Annotated in this window: 15 protein-coding genes; 10 read left to right on the top strand and 5 right to left on the bottom strand. The window is 70.3% G+C overall.

Annotation, left to right across the window (positions count from 1 at the left end; genetic code table 11):
- Positions 1–19: 19 nt before the first annotated feature.
- A complete protein-coding gene (locus HNR20_RS13170) occupies positions 20–2908 on the top strand; it encodes a DNA polymerase III subunit gamma and tau (protein ID WP_184179515.1) in 2889 nt (962 codons plus the stop codon).
- A 50-nt stretch (positions 2909–2958) separates the two neighbouring features.
- Here the strand turns inward: HNR20_RS13170 and HNR20_RS13165 are convergent, their stop codons facing one another.
- A complete protein-coding gene (locus HNR20_RS13165) occupies positions 2959–3642 on the bottom strand; it encodes a DUF998 domain-containing protein (protein ID WP_229687102.1) in 684 nt (227 codons plus the stop codon).
- A gap of 129 nt (positions 3643–3771) precedes the next feature.
- Between HNR20_RS13165 and HNR20_RS13160 the strand changes: the two genes are divergently transcribed.
- The 8 genes from HNR20_RS13160 to HNR20_RS13125 all read left to right on the top strand — a co-directional run bounded on the left by HNR20_RS13160 (position 3772) and on the right by HNR20_RS13125 (position 12243).
- Entirely contained in the window at positions 3772–4974 is a 1203-nt protein-coding gene (locus HNR20_RS13160) for a hypothetical protein (RefSeq protein ID WP_184179512.1), read from the top strand.
- 133 nt (positions 4975–5107) lie between these two features.
- Complete coding sequence (locus HNR20_RS13155) at positions 5108–5416, top strand: YbaB/EbfC family nucleoid-associated protein (protein WP_221310504.1); 309 nt, start codon at positions 5108–5110, stop codon at positions 5414–5416.
- Between the two features lie 8 nt (positions 5417–5424).
- Positions 5425–6018, top strand: a complete 594-nt coding sequence (recR, locus tag HNR20_RS13150; RefSeq protein WP_030328135.1) for a recombination mediator RecR — start codon at positions 5425–5427, stop codon at positions 6016–6018.
- A 312-nt stretch (positions 6019–6330) separates the two neighbouring features.
- Complete coding sequence (locus tag HNR20_RS13145) at positions 6331–7992, top strand: ABC transporter substrate-binding protein (RefSeq protein WP_184179510.1); 1662 nt, start codon at positions 6331–6333, stop codon at positions 7990–7992.
- A gap of 85 nt (positions 7993–8077) precedes the next feature.
- Positions 8078–9082, top strand: a complete 1005-nt coding sequence (locus HNR20_RS13140) for an ABC transporter permease (protein WP_184179507.1) — start codon at positions 8078–8080, stop codon at positions 9080–9082.
- Positions 9079–10041 carry an ABC transporter permease gene (locus HNR20_RS13135; protein ID WP_184179504.1) on the top strand — a complete coding sequence of 321 codons (963 nt, stop codon included), beginning with the start codon at positions 9079–9081 and terminating at the stop codon, positions 10039–10041. The genes HNR20_RS13140 and HNR20_RS13135 overlap by 4 nt, the downstream gene beginning before the upstream one ends.
- 8 nt (positions 10042–10049) lie before the next feature.
- Positions 10050–11063, top strand: coding sequence for an ABC transporter ATP-binding protein (locus HNR20_RS13130; protein ID WP_184179500.1), 1014 nt, complete (start codon positions 10050–10052; stop codon positions 11061–11063).
- Between the two features lie 76 nt (positions 11064–11139).
- Entirely contained in the window at positions 11140–12243 is a 1104-nt protein-coding gene (locus HNR20_RS13125) for an ABC transporter ATP-binding protein (RefSeq protein WP_184179497.1), read from the top strand.
- Between the two features lie 33 nt (positions 12244–12276).
- On the opposite strand, the gene HNR20_RS13120 is transcribed toward HNR20_RS13125, so the two are convergent.
- Together HNR20_RS13120 and HNR20_RS13115 are read right to left on the bottom strand one after the other, a co-directional pair.
- Positions 12277–12654: a hypothetical protein gene (locus HNR20_RS13120; RefSeq protein WP_184179494.1), complete on the bottom strand. Its 378-nt coding sequence runs from the start codon at positions 12652–12654 to the stop codon at positions 12277–12279.
- Positions 12651–13307 carry an HNH endonuclease family protein gene (locus HNR20_RS13115; RefSeq protein WP_184179491.1) on the bottom strand — a complete coding sequence of 219 codons (657 nt, stop codon included), beginning with the start codon at positions 13305–13307 and terminating at the stop codon, positions 12651–12653. Before HNR20_RS13115 ends, HNR20_RS13120 begins: the two co-directional genes overlap by 4 nt.
- A 107-nt stretch (positions 13308–13414) precedes the next feature.
- Here HNR20_RS13115 and HNR20_RS13110 point away from each other — a divergent pair, with 107 nt between their 5' ends.
- Complete coding sequence (locus tag HNR20_RS13110) at positions 13415–14917, top strand: MFS transporter (protein WP_184179488.1); 1503 nt, start codon at positions 13415–13417, stop codon at positions 14915–14917.
- Between the two features lie 34 nt (positions 14918–14951).
- On the opposite strand, the gene leuA is transcribed toward HNR20_RS13110, so the two are convergent.
- Both leuA and HNR20_RS13100 read right to left on the bottom strand, forming a co-directional pair.
- Positions 14952–16703: a 2-isopropylmalate synthase gene (gene leuA / locus HNR20_RS13105; RefSeq protein WP_184179485.1), complete on the bottom strand. Its 1752-nt coding sequence runs from the start codon at positions 16701–16703 to the stop codon at positions 14952–14954.
- 344 nt (positions 16704–17047) lie between these two features.
- A complete protein-coding gene (locus tag HNR20_RS13100) occupies positions 17048–17578 on the bottom strand; it encodes a nitroreductase family protein (RefSeq protein ID WP_184179483.1) in 531 nt (176 codons plus the stop codon).
- Positions 17579–17658 lie beyond the last annotated feature (80 nt).

Below are 17658 nucleotides of genomic sequence, written 5' to 3'. Positions count from 1 at the left end.
TCGAGAGGAGGCGGGACGAGTGACGCTGGCGCTCTACCGCAAGTACCGGCCGCGTACCTTCGCTGAGGTCATCGGTCAGGAGCACGTGACCGAGCCGCTGTCGCAGGCGCTGCGCAGCGGACGGCTCAACCACGCCTACCTCTTCTCCGGCCCACGCGGCTGCGGCAAGACCACCAGTGCCCGGATCATGGCCCGCTCGCTCAACTGTGAGCAGGGCCCCACCCCCGAGCCGTGCGGCAAGTGTGCGTCCTGCCGCTCGCTGACCACCGACGGTGCTGGCTCCATCGACGTGATCGAGATCGACGCGGCCAGCCACGGCGGTGTCGACGACGCCCGCGAGCTGCGCGAGCGTGCCTTCTTCGCGCCGGCCAACAGCCGCTTCAAGATCTACATCATCGACGAGGCGCACATGGTCTCGACCCAGGGCTTCAACGCCCTGCTCAAGCTCGTCGAGGAGCCCCCGGAGTACGTCAAGTTCATCTTCGCCACCACCGAGCCGGAGAAGGTCCTCGGCACGATCCGGTCGCGGACCCACCACTACCCGTTCCGGCTGTTTCCGCCGAAGGTGGTCCGCCCGTATCTGGAGCAGCTCTGCGTGGCGGAGAAGGTCACCGTCGAGCCGGCGGTCTTTCCGCTGGTGGTGCGCGCCGGTGGCGGCAGCATGCGGGACAGCCTCTCCGTGCTCGACCAGCTCATCGCCGGCGCCGGCCCGGAGGGGGTCAGCTACGCGCGGGCCGTCGCGCTGCTCGGGGTCACCGACTCCGCGCTGATCGACGAGATGTGCGACGCGCTGGCCGCCGGTGACGGCGCGGCCGCGTACGCCACCGTCGACCGGGTCGCCGAGGCCGGGCACGACATGCGTCGGTTCGCCTCCGACCTGCTGGAGCGGCTGCGCGACCTCATCGTGCTCCAGCAGGTGCCGGACGCCACCGCGAAGGGCCTGATCGACGGCCCCGCCGACCAGATCGAGCGGATGGCCGCCCAGGCCGCGCAACTCGGGCCGGGCACGCTGTCCCGCTGCGCCGACATCGTGCACGACGGCCTGGTGGAGATGCGCGGCACCACCGCGCCGCGCCTGCTGCTGGAGCTGATCTGCGCCCGGATGCTGCTGCCCGGCGCGGACGACTCCACCGGTGGCCTGCTCCAGCGCCTGGAACGGATGGAACGCCGGCTCACCCTGAGCGGCACCGACGCGCCGCCGGCCGCCGCCGGCTCCGCTCCGGCCACCCACCCGGGAGTACGCCCACAGCCAGGCACCCCGGTCCCGGCTGTCGCCACCCCGGCACCCGTCAACGCCCCGACCTCCGCACCGCCGTGGGCGGTCGACCCGGCAGCGTCCCCGACCCAGCACACTGCGGCCCAGGGCGCTCCCGCGTCGGCTGCTCCGACCTCCGGTGCGCCGGCCTCGCACGCTCCGACCTCCGGTGGACCGGCCTCGCACGTCTCGGCGGCTGACTCGCCGATCCCGGCGTCGCCCGGCGCGTCGGCCGTCGCCGGGTCGGCACCCGAGGATCGGTTCGCTCCCGCCGGGCCGGGCACCGGCTCGCCGGCCCCACGTCGCGCGGTGCCACCGTCGGCGGTGCTTCCCGACCCGGCCACGCCGGAGCCGCCTCGACCGGGTGCGCCGGCTGCGGCGCTGGACGCGGTCGCGGTTCGCCGCGTCTGGCCCGACGTCGTCGGCAAGGTCAACCGGACCAACAAGCGGATCGCCGCCCTGATGCGTGACGCCGTGGTGCGTGAACTCGACGGCGACATGCTGGTGCTGACGGTGAAGTCCACCGTGCTGGCCAAGATGATGGCCGATCATGCGGCGGTGCTCACCGACGCGCTCTACGAGGAGTTGGGCGGGCGCTGGCAGATCCGCTGCGAGGTGGCCGGCGAGCGCGGTGGCGTGTCGTTGTCCGGCCCGCAGCGCTCGCAATCCGCCCCGCCGGCCCGCCCCGCCGCACCGAACGCGCCTGCCGCCGGCCAGACGAGCGCACCTCCCGCCGCACCGAACGCGCCTGCCACTGCCGCACCGAACGCGCCTGCCACTGCCGGCCCGACGACTGCGCCTGCCGCTGCCGGCCAGACGAGCGCACCACCCGCCGCACCGAACGCGTCTGCCGGTGCCGGCCCGACGAGCGCACCACCCGCCGTACCCAGCCCGACCGCGGCTGCCGCTGCCGGCCCGACGAGCACAACACCGGCCGCGCCGACCTCGACCACCGCCGCCGGCCCGGAGGACGACTGGCCGGAGGCAGCGCGCCCCGGCGGCGGTGCCCCGGCCGCCGAGGCGACGGATGACGAGGACTGGCCGGAGGCCGTCCGCCCCGGCGGCGCGTCAGCCGAAAACGCCCCACGCTCCGACGTCGCATCGGGCGGCTCGGCACCCGCATCGACCGGCGCGAACGGCGGCAGCACGAGCGGCAGTGCCGCGAACGGCGGTGCCGCGAACGGCGGTGCCGCGAACGGCAGTGCCGCCAACGGCGGTGGACCGGGTGTTGCGGGTGGCCCCGGCGCGGCGGCCGATGGCGGTAAGCCGGGCGGGCGGGGTAACCCGACACCGGCGGCCCGGCAGCCGGCGTCAGCCGGTGGTGCGCCGGTGAGCAGCGCCATCGCCGCAGCTCGCGCGGCGGCGGCGGGGCGCGGTGCGCGTACCGGATCGGCGGCCCGGCCCATCGCGGACGCCGAGTGGGCCGGCGAACCGCCCTACGACCCGGACTTCGATGGTCCCTCGCGGGGTGGTCGGCCGGGTGGCGCGGCGCCGACGGCGGCACCGGCCTACGAGGGGTTCGACCCGGGCGACGAGCCGTTGGACGAGGTCATCGACGAGAAGACCGCCCGAGAGTCCAGCGAAGAGCAGGCGGTACGTCTGCTCCGGGAAACCTTCGGAGCCGAGAAGATCAACGAGGTCGACGCGCGCTGACGTCCGTCGATCACGGAGTTGTGGTGGGTGACAAAGCGCCTGTGGCGGGCTTATTCGGGCACCACAACTGCATGATCGACAAGAGCTGGGGTTCTTGTTTCGGCTAGCAGGACGCCTAGGCAGCAGGCCCAGAGCGGGAAGGGCAGCACGGCTACCCGTTCCATGCCGCCGACCCCGATCCCGACGCCCTGCTGGGCGAAGAACAGCACCGTCCCGGCGAGGGCGATGAACCCGGCGGTGAGGGTGAGCGGTCGCCATCGGCCGAGCGTCGTGGTGCTCGGCGCGAAGCCGGCGAGGAACAGGCCGACGTTGCCCAGCCCCATGATCAGGAATGCGCCGAGCACGTGCAGGTTCTCGTCGATGTCGGCCGGGTAGAGGGCCACCAGGGCGTACCCACCGGTGGCCAGCAGCAGGAGTGTCTGGGCCGATCGCACCACCGCGCCGCGACCGAGGATCCGCCAGGTCAGCAGGAGCCCGGCGGCGAGCAGCACGGCGGTGCCCAGTGTCGCGGCGTTCATCAGCGGGTGCCAGGGCGAGCAGACGTAGCGGGGTCGGCTGGTGTCCCAGATGCCGCAGTGGGCGTTGCCGAGGTCGCTGATGTTGTGGGTGGCCCAGCTGTAGATCGGCTCGCGCCAGCGCAGGCCGGTGACCAGGCTGGCGACGAGGAAGATCGGTGCGGCCGCGACCCAGCACAAAGCGCCGACCCGGCCGGTGCGGTGGAGATTCATGCCCATGAGCACACCAGGGCGACAGCCCTCGGCGCACTACCAGCAGATGGCCGGTTCGGGGTAGTGGTAGCCGTACCGGGCAGGCAGTTCAATTCGGGGTGGAAGGTGTCTTCGGGCGCTGTCAGGATGTGCGCCATGAAGATCACCTCCGCTCCACAGCGGGCCGCCGACACCAGCCGTCGCCATGTCAAGGCCGCAGTGCTGGCGGTCGTTGGTCTGGCCGCGCTGTTGTGGGCGTGGTCGATGTCGTGGGTGGCGGTGCGCCCCGGTCAGGCCGTCGTTGATCGGCTTCTCGGTAATCGTCCGTCGACCGAGGTGCGGACGTTCGCGTTGGCCGACCTCGCGGGCTACTGGCAACCGCTGTGCGTCGGGTGGGGCGCGCTGCTGGTGCTGCTGGTGGTGGCCTGGTTGCGCCCGCCGTGGCGGTTCGGTCTGCGGTTGGCCGCGATGCTGCTCGGCGTGGTTCTGGCAGTCGGCACCTTCCTGCCCGGCACGGCCGCGATTGACGTCAGCGGCTTTCCGCTGAAGGACAACCCCGGTACGGAGCTCCTCGGCGGTGTGTGGCTCGGCCTCCTTGGGGTGGTGTTGCTGACGCGCGCCGTGACGACCCTGCCGGAGTTGTCGACCCCTGCCGCGCCGGAGGTCCCACCCGCCCCACCTGCCGTACCCGCCGATGAGCCCATCGCGACAGACCCGCAGACTGCGCCGGACTCGACCCCCTTTGTCTGGCAGGGTTCACGGCGGGACGCCCGATCGGCGGCGCCGTGGTGGCGGCGACCGGGACCGATCGTCGGCGTGCTGGCGGTTCTCGGTGTGGCCACCATCCTCGGCGTGGTCACCTGGCGGGCGATCCACTCTGCGGACGAGCAGCCCGCTGCCCTCGGCGCCCTGGTGGTGGTGGCTCCCGCCGATTCGGCACCCACCGCGCCGGCCGCAGCGGACGATCGGGTCGACCTGGGTCGGATTCTGCCGCTCTCCCCGGATCGGGCGAACCTGCTCGCCGAGCAGACGGGCGACGACGTGGTCCACGTTGCTGGCACGGCCTGGACGCGCCCGGACGATGCTGCCGTGTCGATCACCCTGGTCCAGTTCAGTTCGTCGGCGTCGGCTGACCAGTTCCAGCGTTCCTACTCCGACTTGCGGCAGGCAACTCCCGGCGAGGCGACTCCGCTCGCCGACGTGCCGGGGGCGGCGGTCTTCGTCGGTGCCGAGCGGGCCGGCGTGTGGGCCGTCGCGGGCCGAGCCGACGTCGTCGTGATCGTCAGCGTGGTCGGCGGGCCATCGGAAACCGTGCCCGTCGCCGAGTCTCTGCTTCGTGAACAGTACGACCGGCTCTGAGTAGTGGCCGGAAGGCTCGGCGTGGGCGGACGCACCGGGCGGGGTGGGGTCGGTCCCAGCGGATAGGCTGGGCGGCGGTCGAGCAGACGAGTGCGAGAAGGAGCCATCCGTGCGCCCAGGTGGACAGCCGAACATGCAGCAGATGCTGAAGCAGGCGCAGAAGATGCAGCAGCAGATCGCCGCCGCTCAGGCCGAGTTGGCCGAGGCCGAGCTGACCGGCACCGCCGGCGGCGGGCTGGTCACCGCGACCGTCTCCGGCGCCGGTGAGCTCAAGGCCATCAAGATCGACCCGAAGGCCGTCGACCCGGACGACGTGGAGACGCTGGAAGACCTGGTCGTCGCGGCGATGCACAACGCCGCCGAGGCGGCACGGGAGCTGACCGAGCGCAAGATGGGCCCGGTCGCCGGTGGCATGGGCGGCCTCGGCCTGCCCGGTTTCTGAGCCGGCAGATGTACGAAGGTGCCATTCAGGATCTGATCGACGAGCTGGGCCGGCTGCCGGGCGTGGGCCCGAAGAGCGCTCAGCGGATCGCGTTCCACGTCCTGTCGGCGGATCCTGCCGACGTCAACCGGCTGGCCGGCGCGCTGCGCAAGGTCAAGGAGCTGGTGCGGTTCTGCACGACCTGCTACAACGTGGCCGAGTCCGAGCAGTGCCGGATCTGCCGCGACCCGCGCCGCACCGACGAGGTGCTGTGCGTGGTGGAGGAGCCCAAGGACGTGGTGGCCATCGAGCGGACCGGTGAGTTCCGCGGTCGCTACCACGTGCTGGGTGGCGCGATCAATCCGCTGGAGGGGATCGGCCCGGACAATCTGCGCATCCGGGAGCTGATGATCCGGCTCGGCGGTGGCGGGGTGCGGGAGTTGATCCTGGCCACCGACCCGAACACCGAGGGCGAGGCGACCGCCACCTACCTGGCGCTGATGGTGAAGCCGATGGGGATCTCGGTGACCCGGCTGGCCAGTGGGCTGCCGGTCGGCGGCGACCTGGAGTACGCCGACGAGATCACCCTCGGCCGGGCCTTCGAGGGTCGCCGGGCCGTCTGATTCCTCGTGCAAGGCCGATGGCCGGCACCCCGCGTGGGTGCCGGCCATCGCTGTGTCACTGCCCGGGATGATCTGACACCTGTGCCCTCATCGGGGCTGTTCGACGTAACAGTTTGGCATCACGGATGCAGATTAATCGGTTTTCGATGCCGCCTACCTACGAATCGAATGTCAAGCGACGGTTGAGGCACGATCCGATACCAACCGTCCACTCAACGGTTTCCGGGTGGACGCATCGGGAGCTATGGTCACCGCCATCGGTGACCCCTGTCACCACGTTGTCCGTACCCCCAAGGACGAGGTGAGGCACACATGCGTGCACCCAGGCCGAAGGTCGCGATCGCGGCCGTCGCGGTCGCGGCCCTCGCGGTAGCAGGCTGCGCCGAGAGCAACCGCGACGACAAATCCAGCGGTAGTAAGAAGGACACCCTCGTCTTCGGCGTCGCCGGAGACCCGAAGGTGCTCGACCCGAGCTTCGCCAGCGACGGTGAGTCGCTGCGTGTGGCGCGTCAGGTCTTCGAGACCCTGGTCCGACCGGAGGAGGGTGGCACGAAGGTCACCCCCGGCCTGGCCGAGTCCTGGACCCCGGACGCCGCCGGCACCACCTGGACCTTCAAGCTCCGCTCGGGCGTGAAGTTCCACGATGGCACCGACTTCAACGCCGAGGCCGTCTGCGTCAACTTCAACCGCTGGTACAACGCCAAGGGCCTCATGCAGAGCCCGGACGTGACCGCGTACTGGCAGGACGTCATGGGCGGCTTCGCCAAGAACGAGGACGCGGAGCTGCCGCCGAGCCTCTTCAAGTCCTGCACCGCGAAGGACGCCACCACTGTGGACCTGTCCTTCACGCGGGTCTCCAGCAAGATCCCCGCCGCGCTGATGCTGCCCTCGTTCTCCATCCACAGCCCGAAGGCGCTGCAGGAGTTCGACGCCAGCAACGTTGCCGGCACCGCCGAGGACATCAAGTACCCGGCGTACGCGACGGAGCACCCCACCGGCACCGGTCCGTTCAAGTTCAAGTCCTGGGACGTCGCGAACAAGACGCTGACCCTGGAGCGCAACGAGGACTACTCGGGCGCCAAGGCCAAGCTGAAGACCCTGATCTTCAAGACGATCTCGGACGAGAACGCCCGCAAGCAGGCGCTGCGCTCCGGCGACATCCAGGGGTACGACCTGGTCGGTCCCGCCGACGTCGAGCCGCTGAAGAGCGAGGGCTTCAACATGCTCACGCGCCCGGCGTTCAACGTGCTCTACCTGGCGATCAACCAGAAGGGCAACCCGAAGCTCGCCGACATCCGTGTCCGGCAGGCCATCGCGTACGCCCTGAACCGTCAGCAGCTGGTCACCTCCAAGCTGCCGCCGGGTGCCAAGGTCGCCGACAACTTCATGCCGGACACCGTCGAGGGTTGGAACGGTGACGTCACGAAGTACACCTACGACCCGGCCAAGGCGAAGGCGCTGCTGGCCGAGGCCGGCGCGTCGAACCTGACGCTGAAGTTCCACTACCCGACCGAGGTCACCCGGCCGTACATGCCGAACCCGAAGGACATCTTCGAGCTGCTGTCGGCGGACCTGAAGGCGGTTGGCATCACCGTCGAGGCGATCCCGCTCAAGTGGAGCCCGGACTACCTGAACGCCACCACCTCGGGTAGCAAGCACGACATCCACTTCCTGGGCTGGACCGGTGACTACGGCGACGCCTACAACTTCATCGGTACCTTCTTCGACCGGCCGAAGGACGAGTGGGGCTTCAACAACAAGGCCCTGTTCGAGCAGTTCAAGGACGCGGACACCACCGCCGACATCGCGGCCCGGACCGAGAAGTACAAGGCCCTGAACAAGTCCGTGATGGAGTTCCTGCCCGGTGTGCCGATCTCGCACTCGCCGCCGGCGATCGTATTCGGCAAGGACGTGACCGGCGTCAAGGCGAGCCCGCTCACCGACGAGCGGTACGCCACCGCCGAGTTCAAGTAAGTCCTGATCTGACGCAGCAAGGAACGCGGGCGGGCGCTGTCGCACAGCGCCCGCCCGCAACCCTCCGCACCCCTTCGAGGCCGCCGTGTTCCGGTTCATCGTCAGGCGCCTGCTTCAGCTGATACCCACGCTGTTCGGGCTCTCCCTCCTGCTCTTCATCTGGCTCCGCCGGCTCCCCGGCGGCCCCGAGACCGCCATCCTCGGCGAGCGCGGCACGCCCGAGATGCGTGCCGCGATCCGCCGCAACATGGGGCTCGACGAGCCCATCCTGGTGCAGTACGGCCGTTTCGTCCGGCGGATGATCAAGCTCGACCTGGGCACCTCGACCTCCACGAAGCGTGCGGTCACCACGGAGTTCATCGAGCGCTTCCCCGGCACCGTCGAGCTGACCATCACCGCGATGATCATCGCGATCGGCGTCGGCATCCCGCTGGGCTATCTGGCCGCCCGCCGTCGCGGCCGGTTCCTGGACCACGCGTCCGTGGGCGGCTCGCTGATCGGCATCTGCATCCCGGTCTTCTTCCTGGGCTACGTGCTCAAGGCCATCTTCTCGGAGAACCTGCACTGGTTCCCGTCCAGCGGCCGGCAGGACCCGACGCTCGGGGCCACCCGGGTCACCAACTTCTTCGTCCTGGACGGGTTGATGACCCGTGAGTGGGACGCCGCCGTCGACGCCCTCTGGCATCTGGTGCTGCCCAGCATCGCGTTGGCCAGCATCCCGCTGGCGATCATCGTCCGGATCACGCGGGCGAGTGTGCTGGAGGTGCTGAACGAGGACTTCGTTCGGACCGCCGAGGCGAAGGGCCTGACCGAGCAGACGGTTCGTCGCCGGCACGTCCTGCGCAACGCGATGCTGCCGGTGGCCACCTCGATCGGTCTGCTCGCGGGCGGCCTGCTCTCCGGCGCCGTGCTGACCGAGACCGTCTTCGCCTTCAGTGGCATCGGAGCGTTCGTCGCCGAGGCCATCGGCCAGCGCGACTATCCGGTGCTGATGGGCTTCATTCTGATCATCGCGGTGGTGTACGTGCTGGTGAATCTCCTGGTCGACCTCTCCTACAGCTTCATCGACCCGAGGGTGAGGGTGCGATGACGCTCAGCCCGGGCAAGAAGCGCGAAAAGATCGACCGACTCTCCGAGCTGGCCGCCCGTGACGACGAGCGGGGCGTCAGCCTCTGGCAGGAGGCGTTCCGCCGGCTGCGTGGCAACCCGGCCGCGATCGTCGGCGCGATCATCCTGGCGCTCTTCGTGCTGGTCGCGGTGGTCGGGCCGTTCCTCGTGCCGTACGCGCCGACCGACACGATCGGCATCCGGGAGGGGCTGATCAGGCCGGGTGTCATTCCCGGTCCCACCGGCGAGCACTGGTTCGGTTACGACCACCAGGGCCGTGACGAGTTCAGCCGGATGATCGTGGGTGCCCGCCAGACCCTGCTGGTCGGCGTGGTCTCCACCCTGATCGGTCTGGCGATCGGCGCGTTGATCGGTGGCGTCTCCGGTGCCGCGGCCGGTCTCGGTGGCCGGTGGGGGCGGTGGATCGACACCACCCTGATGCGCTTCATCGACATGCTGCTGGCGATGCCGAGCCTGCTGCTGGCGGTGAGCATCGCCGCCCTGCTCGGGGCCAGCCTGACCACGGTGATGATCGCGGTCGGCGTGGTCTCGGTGCCGGTGTTCGCCCGACTGCTGCGCGGCTCGATGATCTCCCAGGCCAACAGCGACTACGTGCTGGCGGCCACCTCGCTCGGCGTCAAGAAGTCGAAGATCGCACTGACCCACGTGGTGCCGAACTCGCTCGCCCCGGTGATCGTGCAGGCCACATTGACCCTGGCTACCGCGATCATCGAGGCTGCGGCTCTCTCCTTCCTCGGCCTGGGTAACCCGGACACCGCCGTACCGGAGTGGGGGGTCATGCTCGCCGACGCGCAGCAGTACCTCGGCATCCGGCCGTCGCTGGCGATCTACCCGGCGGTCGCGATCATCATCACCGCGCTCGGCTTCACCCTGCTCGGTGAGGCGATGCGCGAGGCCCTCGACCCGAAGCTGCGGAAGTAGGCCCAGTAATGGCACTGCTCGAAGTCGAAGATCTCTCCGTCACGTTCGCCCGCCGCGGTCAGCGGACCGTGCACGCGGTCGACGGTGTGTCCTTCTCAGTCGACGCCGGTGAGGTGGTCGGCCTGGTCGGCGAGTCCGGCTGCGGCAAGAGCGTCACCTCGCTCGCGATCATGGGTCTGTTGCCGAAGCAGCCGGGCCTCCAGGTTGGGGGCAAGGCTGTCTTCGACGGCACCGACCTGCTGCAACTGGATGACCGGTCGCGACGGGACATCCGTGGTCGGGACATCGCAATGATCTTCCAGGACCCGCTCTCCTCGCTGAACCCGGTGATCCCGATCGGGTTGCAGGTAACCGAGGTACTCGCCCGGCACCGGGGGATGAAGGGCGAGGCCGCGGCCAAGGAGGCGGCGGCGCTGCTGGACCGGGTCGGCATCCCCGACCCGAAGCGGCGGCTCAAGGAGTACCCGCACCAGCTCTCCGGTGGCATGCGCCAGCGGGCGCTCATCGCGATGGCGGTGGCCTGCCAGCCACGGCTGCTGATCGCCGACGAGCCGACCACCGCGCTGGACGTCACCATCCAGGCCCAGATCCTGGAACTGCTCAAGGAGCTGGTCCGGGACTCCGGCACCGCACTGTTGATGATCACGCACGATCTGGGTGTGGTGGCCGGGATGTGCGACACCGTCAACGTGCTCTACGGCGGCCGGGTGGTGGAGACGGCCCGCCGTCGTCCGCTGTTCCGCCAGCCGCGTCACCCGTACACCGTGGGTCTGCTCGGCTCGGTGCCGCGCCTGGACGCCGGGCGGGGCGAGAAGCTCAACCCGATTCCCGGTTCGGTCCGCGACCTGCTGCCCTGGCCGGATGGCTGTGCCTTCGCCCCGCGCTGCGCCCGACGGACCGACGAGTGCGTGGGTGAGCCACCGGAGTTGGTGCACGCGCACGACGGACGTAGCTACCGGTGCGTCAACCCGGAGCCGGTGCCCGGCATGGTGCCCGCCCCGCGCGAGGAGGAATCAGCGTGAGCGAGCGTAGCGAGCGAACCATCAGGCACAGCAGCGTGGCGTCTCGCGCCGGCGCGGAGCGAAGCGGAGTGCTGGCGTGAGCGAGAACGACATCCTCGTCGAAGTGCGCGATCTGAAGGTGCACTTCCCGATCAAGCGGGGAGTGCTCTTCGACCGGGTGATCGGCCACGTGAAGGCCGTCGACGGGGTCGACCTGAGCATCGCCCGTGGCAAGACGTACGGCCTGGTCGGCGAGTCCGGCTGCGGCAAGTCCACGCTCGGCCGGGCGCTGCTCCAGCTCACCCCGCCGACCGCTGGCGAGGTCAGCTTCGATGGTGTCGAGCTGACGACGCTGCCGTCCGGAAAGCTGCGCAGCATGCGTCGCCGGATGCAGATGATCTTTCAGGATCCGATGTCCAGCCTCGACCCGCGGCAGAACGTCGAGTCGATCCTGACCGAGGGCCTGCAGACCCACGGGATCGGCACCGACCGCACCGACCGTCGGCGGATCATCGGGGAGACCCTGGACGCGGTCGGGCTGCCCCGCTGGGCTCTGTCCCGTTACCCGCACGAGTTCTCCGGCGGGCAGCGGCAGCGCATCGGCATCGCCCGCGCGCTGGTGCTCGGGCCGGAGCTGATCGTCGCCGACGAGCCGGTCTCCGCGCTCGACGTCTCCATCCAGGCCCAGGTGGTCAACCTGCTGGACGAACTCCAGGACAGTCTGGGGCTGACCTACCTGGTGATCGCGCACGATCTCGCGGTGGTCCGGCACATCTCCGACACCGTCGGCGTCATGTACCTGGGGGCGCTGGTCGAGGAGGCGCCGAGCGACCGGCTCTACAACGAGCCGCTGCACCCGTACACCCGGGCGCTGATGTCCGCGGTGCCGGTGCCGGACCCGGACGTAGAGGACCGCCGGGAGCGGATCCTGCTCGCCGGGGACCTGCCGTCGCCGGCCAACCCGCCATCCGGCTGCCGTTTCCACACGCGCTGCCCGTGGGCGCAGCCCACCCGCTGCGCCGACGAGCGGCCGGTATTGCGGGAGATCGGTGCCAGCCGGGTGGCCTGCCACTGGGCCGAGCAGATCGCCAGCGGCGAGTTGCGCCCGCACCAGGTCAGCGTGCAGATCGTCCGCCCCGAGGACGAGGGGGACGCGCCGAGCGTGGTTTCCGCGCCCACCGAACCCGGCTCGTACGTCTGAGACTGGACGCGGTACCGGCGGCGTGGGAGGTCGTCAGCCCTCGGGGCGGTGCAGCAGGCCCACCGCGACATCGTGTACCGCGTCCAGCCCCGCCGGGTCGGCCAGCTTGACCGACGCGCCGGTCACCGCGTACCACTCGTCGGCGTCCTTGTACTGCACCCGGAGGGTGACCTTGCCGTCCGCGTACTCGGTGCGCAGGGTCAGGTCGCCGGTGACGACGCCGACCTCGTCGGTCATCACGCCGCCGGGGCCGGGCACGATGTCGGTGGTGCGGCTCTGCGGGCCAGCCGAGCCGCCCGAATCCGCGACCATGCCGGCGCCCGGCACGGCGGCGGGAGCCTCGGCGGTGCCGTCCGCGGTCATGCCGGCGGCGGCCGGACCACCATCGGCGGTCTTCTCGGCGTCCGTCACGAATCGCTTCCCACTGAGCAGCCCTCCAACATGTCGGTGAGGGCGGTCTTCTCGGCGCTGGTCACCGTCAACCGCCAGTAGTGCTTGACCGTCACCCAGCTTTCGGCGTACTTACACCAGTACGACCGGTTCGCCGGCTTCCACTGCGACGGGTCCTGGTCACCCTTTGCCCGGTTGGAGGACGCGGAAACCGCGAGGAGCTGCGGACGGGTGGTGTCGTTGGCGAAGTCACCGCGCTTCGCGTCGTCCCACTCGTCGGCACCCGAGCGCCACGCATTGGCCAACGGCACCATGTGGTCGATGTCCACCTCGGAGGGGTCGGCGGCGCTGCGGCCGTCGTACACGCTCTCCCAGCGCCCATCGACCACGTTGCAGCCGGAGAGCTTCACGTCCTTGCCGTCGCGCTGGAGGATGCTGTCCCGCACGTCGCAGTTCTTGCCCGTGTCCCGCCAGTGCGGGAAGTGGTCCCGGCTGTAGCCCTTCATCGACCCAGCGGTGGCGACGGTCAGCTCACCGAGCTGCTCCATGGCGCTGCCGCCGTCGCTCGGCGGCGGCGTGTCCGGCTCGTCCTGCGGGACGCAACCGGCCACGCTGAGCGCCAGCGCCGCGGCGAGCGCGGCCACCGCCGCTCGCGGTCCTGATCTGGTACGCACAGACGACACCTCTCCAGCTTGCGGTCTCCCGGCGATTGCGCACAGTACCCGGGGATGGTTTCGGCGTTTCGTGGCGTCTCCCACATGGTGCAAGGCAGATTGGTGGGATGACCGCACCCGTACCGGCGCCCGCCCTCCGAATGGGCACCGCTGCCGGTCGGGGGACGTTGCTTGCCGCCGTCCTCGCCTCCGGCATGGTCTTCCTCGACACGACGGTCGTCAACGTGGCGTTGCCGAAGCTCGGGCAGGACCTCGGCGCGAACGTATCCGATCTCCAGTGGACCATCAACGGGTACCTGCTGATGTTGGCGGCGTTCGTGCTGCTCGGCGGCGCACTCGGGGACCGGTTCGGTCGGCGACGCATCTTCCTCATCGGCGTGGTCTGGTTCACCGCCGCCTCTGTGCTGTGCGGGTTGGCCCAGGGTACCGGTTGGCTGATCGCGGCCCGGTTCCTCCAGGGTGCCGGCGGCGCGTTGCTCACGCCCGGATCGCTGTCGGTGCTCCAGGCCAGTTTCCACCCGGACGACCGGGGCCGGGCCATCGGCGCCTGGGCCGGGCTGTCCGGGGTGTCCACCGCGCTGGGTCCGTTCATCGGGGGCTGGCTGATCGACGCGCTCTCCTGGCGCTGGATCTTCTTCCTCAACCTGCCGCTCGCCGTGCTGGTGGTGCTGGCCGCGATGCGTTGGGTCCCTGAGAGCAGGGACGAGAGCGCCTCGCGGACCGAAGCGCCGGGACGGACCCGACGGCGGTTCGACGTCGGAGGAGCCCTGCTCGGAGCGCTCGCGCTCGCCGGCGCCACGTACGCCCTGATCGACGCGCCGACCCGCGGCTTCGACTCGGCGCCGGTGCTGATCGCAGCGCTGGTCGGGGTGGTCTCCGCGGTGGCCTTCGTACTGCTCGAACGGCGACGTGGCGACGCGGCGATGCTGCCCACCGGGCTGTTCAGCAGCCGACTCTTCTCGGTGCTGAACCTCTTCACCGTGGTCGTCTACGCGGCGCTCGGCGGCTTCACCTTCTTCTTCGCCGTCTATCTGCAGAACGTGGTCGAGTGGTCGGCCTTCCGCACCGGAATCGCGTTGCTGCCGATGACCCTGCTGCTGTTGATCGGGTCGGCCCGGGCAGGTGCCCTGTCGGCACGGATCGGCCCTCGACTGCCGCTGACCGTCGGGCCGGTGATCGCCGCGGTCGGTCTGCTGCTGCTGCGCGGGGTCGGGCCGGGTGCGTCGTACTGGACGGACGTGCTTCCCGGGGTGCTGCTCTTCGGCATCGGGCTGACCCTGGTGGTGGCACCACTGACCGCATCGGTGCTGGCCGCGGTGCAGGACCGGTTCTCCGGGGTGGCCAGCGGCTTCAACAATGCCGCGTCCCGCGCCGGAAGTCTGCTCGCGGTGGCGGCGCTGCCGCTGGTGGTCGGCCTCTCCGGGGGCGGGTACGAGCAGAAGGCCGAGCTGACCGACGCGTTCCGGGGCGCGATGGAACTCTGCGCCGGACTGCTCGTGGCGGGCGCGGTGCTGGCCCTCGTGCTGGTCCGCCGGCCGCCCCGGGACGCCCCGCCGTCCCAGCCCTGCCATTCGTTGCCCGCCGCCACACCGCCGGCCCAGCGGAAATGAGGGAGGGCCCCCGAGTGGGGACCCTCCCGGAGCACTAGCGGCGTGCGCGGTTCACGGCGCTGGTGACCGCCTTGATCGAGGCGGTGACGATGTTGGCGTCGGTGCCGACACCCCAGACCGTCCGCCCGTCCACCTCGCACTCCACGTACGCGGCTGCCTGCGCGTCCCCGCCGGAGGAGAGCGCGTGCTCGTGGTAGTCGAGCACCCGCACGCCCACCCCGACCGACTGGAGCGCGTTGACGTACGCGTCGATCGGGCCGTTGCCGACCGCGGCGAGCGAGCGCTGCTCGGCGCCCACGCCGACCTGCGCCTCGATCTCGACTTTGCCGTCGGTGGCGCCGATCGAGTAGCTGGTGAGCCGGACCGCCGGGTCGGGCTGGTGGTCGAGCAGGTAGTGCGTCGCGAAGATCTCCCACATGGCGCTCGGGTCGACCTCGCCGCCGTCGTGATCGGTGACGTGCTGCACCACCCCGGAGAACTCGATCTGGAGCCGGCGGGGCAGGTCCAGCTGGTGCTCGCTCTTCATGATGTACGCGACGCCGCCCTTGCCGGACTGCGAGTTGACCCGGATGACGGCCTCGTAGGTGCGGCCCAGGTCCTTGGGGTCGATCGGCAGGTACGGCACGGCCCAGGTGTGCTCGTCCACCGGTACGCCAGCCGCCTTGGCGTCGGCGGCGAGGGCGTCGAACCCCTTCTTGATGGCGTCCTGGTGGGAGCCGGAGAAGGCGGTGTAGACGAGGTCGCCCGCGTAGGGGTGGCGCTCGTGCACCGGCAGTTGGTTGCAGTACTCGACGGCCCGCCGAACCTCGTCGATGTCCGAGAAGTCGATCATCGGGTCGATGCCCTGGGAGAAGATGTTGAGCCCCAGCGTCACCAGGTCCACGTTGCCGGTGCGCTCGCCGTTGCCGAACAGGCAACCCTCGATGCGGTCCGCGCCCGCGAGCAGGCCCAGCTCGGCGGCGGCGACGCCGGTGCCCCGGTCGTTGTGCGGGTGCAGGCTCAGCACCACGCTGTCCCGGCGCGGCAGGTGCCGGTGCATCCACTCGATCGAGTCGGCGTACACGTTGGGCGTGGCCATCTCGACGGTGGCCGGCAGGTTGATGATCAGCGGCCGGTCGGGCGTCGGGTCGATCACGTCGATCACCCGGGAGCAGACCTCCAGCGCGTACTCCAGCTCGGTGCCTGTGTACGACTCCGGCGAGTACTCGTAGAAGATGTCCGTGTCCGGGGTGTGGATCTCGGCGTACTTCTGGCAGAGCCGCGCCCCGGTGGTGGCGATGTCGGCGATGCCGTCCTTGTCCAGGCCGAAGACCACCCGGCGCTGGAGGGTGGACGTCGAGTTGTAGAAGTGCACGATGGCCCGCTTCGCACCGCGCAGCGACTCGAACGTCCGCTCGATCAGGTGCTCCCGGCACTGGGTGAGCACCTGGATGGTGACGTCGTCCGGGATCATGTCCTGCTCGATGAGCTGCCGGACGAAGTCGAAGTCGGTCTGGCTGGCCGACGGGAAGCCGACCTCGATCTCCTTGTACCCCATCTGGACCAGCAGCTGGAACATCCGGCGCTTGCGCTCGGGGGACATCGGGTCGATCAGCGCCTGGTTGCCGTCGCGGAGATCCACTGCGCACCAGCGCGGAGCGGCGTCGATGTGCCGGGTGGGCCAGGTGCGGTCCGGCAGGTCGACCCGGAACTCGTCCCGGTACGGCTGGTAGCGGTGGTACGGCATCCGGCTCGGGCGTTGCCGGGCGATCGGATCAGTCTCAGCGTCGGTGACAGGTTGAGCCATCTCAGAGTGCTCCCGTGGGTCATGTGGCGTCAGCAGATCGGAAGGTGTCGGCGAGATGCCGGGCGACGATGCGCGGCGGTGCCGAGAAGAAGTTCGGATGTGCTGGACGGCGCGATGCAACTCCGCGACGAGGTGCCGGCCGGTCAGGCCTCGTCGCGGCGGCTAAGGAGAAGAAGCGCCCGCCACATGACCACGTCACCCTACGTGATGGATCGGGGGGTGGGAAGGCCGGTCCGGACAATGGGACCAGGGTCATCGATCACTCCGCAGCATCGGGACCCAGCCGCCGTTGGTGGCTCCGCCCGTGCGCCGGAGCGATCAGCTCCGGCAGTTCCGGCGGGCGATCAGCGGAGCAGCAGGTCGGCGACCGGGCGGCGGTGACGCAGGCTGGTCTCCCGGGCGCGCAGATCGGCCGGGAGAGCGAACGGGTCCCCGAGCCGGCCGACGGCGGCGACCACCAGCGGGCGGATGCTGCCGGGCAGGTCGAGTTCGGTGGCGAGGCCGACCTGGTCGAAGTGGGTGAGTTGGCGCACGTGCAGGCCGAGTGCGGTGGCCTGCAGCGTCAGGTGTGCCATCGCCTGACCGAGGTCGTACGCGGCCCGCTCGGCGTCGCCGCCGGTGTGCGCGCCGACCACCAGGGTCGCGGCGTGCCGGACCCAGCCCTGGTCGTCGCCCGGGAGGCTGGTCAGGATCCGTTTCCAGGTCTCGTCGTCCCGGTGGCCGAGGGCGAACCGCCAGGGCTGCCCGTTCTCCGCCGACGGTGCCCAGCGCGCGGCCTCCAGCAGTGAGGCCGCCTCGTCCCTGGTCAACTCGGCGCTCGGGTCGAAGGCCCGGGGGCTCCAGCGGAAGGCGAGCAGCGGGGTGAGATCGGCCATGAGTGAAGTGTCCCGTATGGGCAATTAGCCCTCTTAGGTAGGGTGCGCCAAATGTGGGCAAGAGCACCCGTAACGGGATG

The sequence above is a fragment of the Micromonospora parathelypteridis genome, from assembly GCF_014201145.1.
In the GTDB taxonomy this organism is placed as follows: domain Bacteria; phylum Actinomycetota; class Actinomycetes; order Mycobacteriales; family Micromonosporaceae; genus Micromonospora; species Micromonospora parathelypteridis.
The sequence above is the reverse complement of the archived record's forward strand: the minus strand, read 5'-3'. Positions and strand labels throughout refer to the sequence as shown.

Bases quoted from the DNA above. Each gene is read 5' to 3' on its own strand.
- HNR20_RS13110 (WP_184179488.1), top strand. From the start codon at position 13,415: ATGACCGCACCCGTACCGGCGCCCGCCCTCCGAATGGGCACCGCTGCC.
- HNR20_RS13100 (WP_184179483.1), bottom strand. From the start codon at position 17,578: ATGGCCGATCTCACCCCGCTGCTCGCCTTCCGCTGGAGCCCCCGGGCC.
- HNR20_RS13145 (WP_184179510.1), top strand. From the start codon at position 6,331: ATGCGTGCACCCAGGCCGAAGGTCGCGATCGCGGCCGTCGCGGTCGCG.
- HNR20_RS13135 (WP_184179504.1), top strand. From the start codon at position 9,079: ATGACGCTCAGCCCGGGCAAGAAGCGCGAAAAGATCGACCGACTCTCC.
- HNR20_RS13130 (WP_184179500.1), top strand. From the start codon at position 10,050: ATGGCACTGCTCGAAGTCGAAGATCTCTCCGTCACGTTCGCCCGCCGC.
- HNR20_RS13155 (WP_221310504.1), top strand. From the start codon at position 5,108: ATGCAGCAGATGCTGAAGCAGGCGCAGAAGATGCAGCAGCAGATCGCC.
- leuA (WP_184179485.1), bottom strand. From the start codon at position 16,703: ATGGCTCAACCTGTCACCGACGCTGAGACTGATCCGATCGCCCGGCAA.
- HNR20_RS13165 (WP_229687102.1), bottom strand. From the start codon at position 3,642: ATGGGCATGAATCTCCACCGCACCGGCCGGGTCGGCGCTTTGTGCTGG.
- HNR20_RS13160 (WP_184179512.1), top strand. From the start codon at position 3,772: ATGAAGATCACCTCCGCTCCACAGCGGGCCGCCGACACCAGCCGTCGC.
- recR (WP_030328135.1), top strand. From the start codon at position 5,425: ATGTACGAAGGTGCCATTCAGGATCTGATCGACGAGCTGGGCCGGCTG.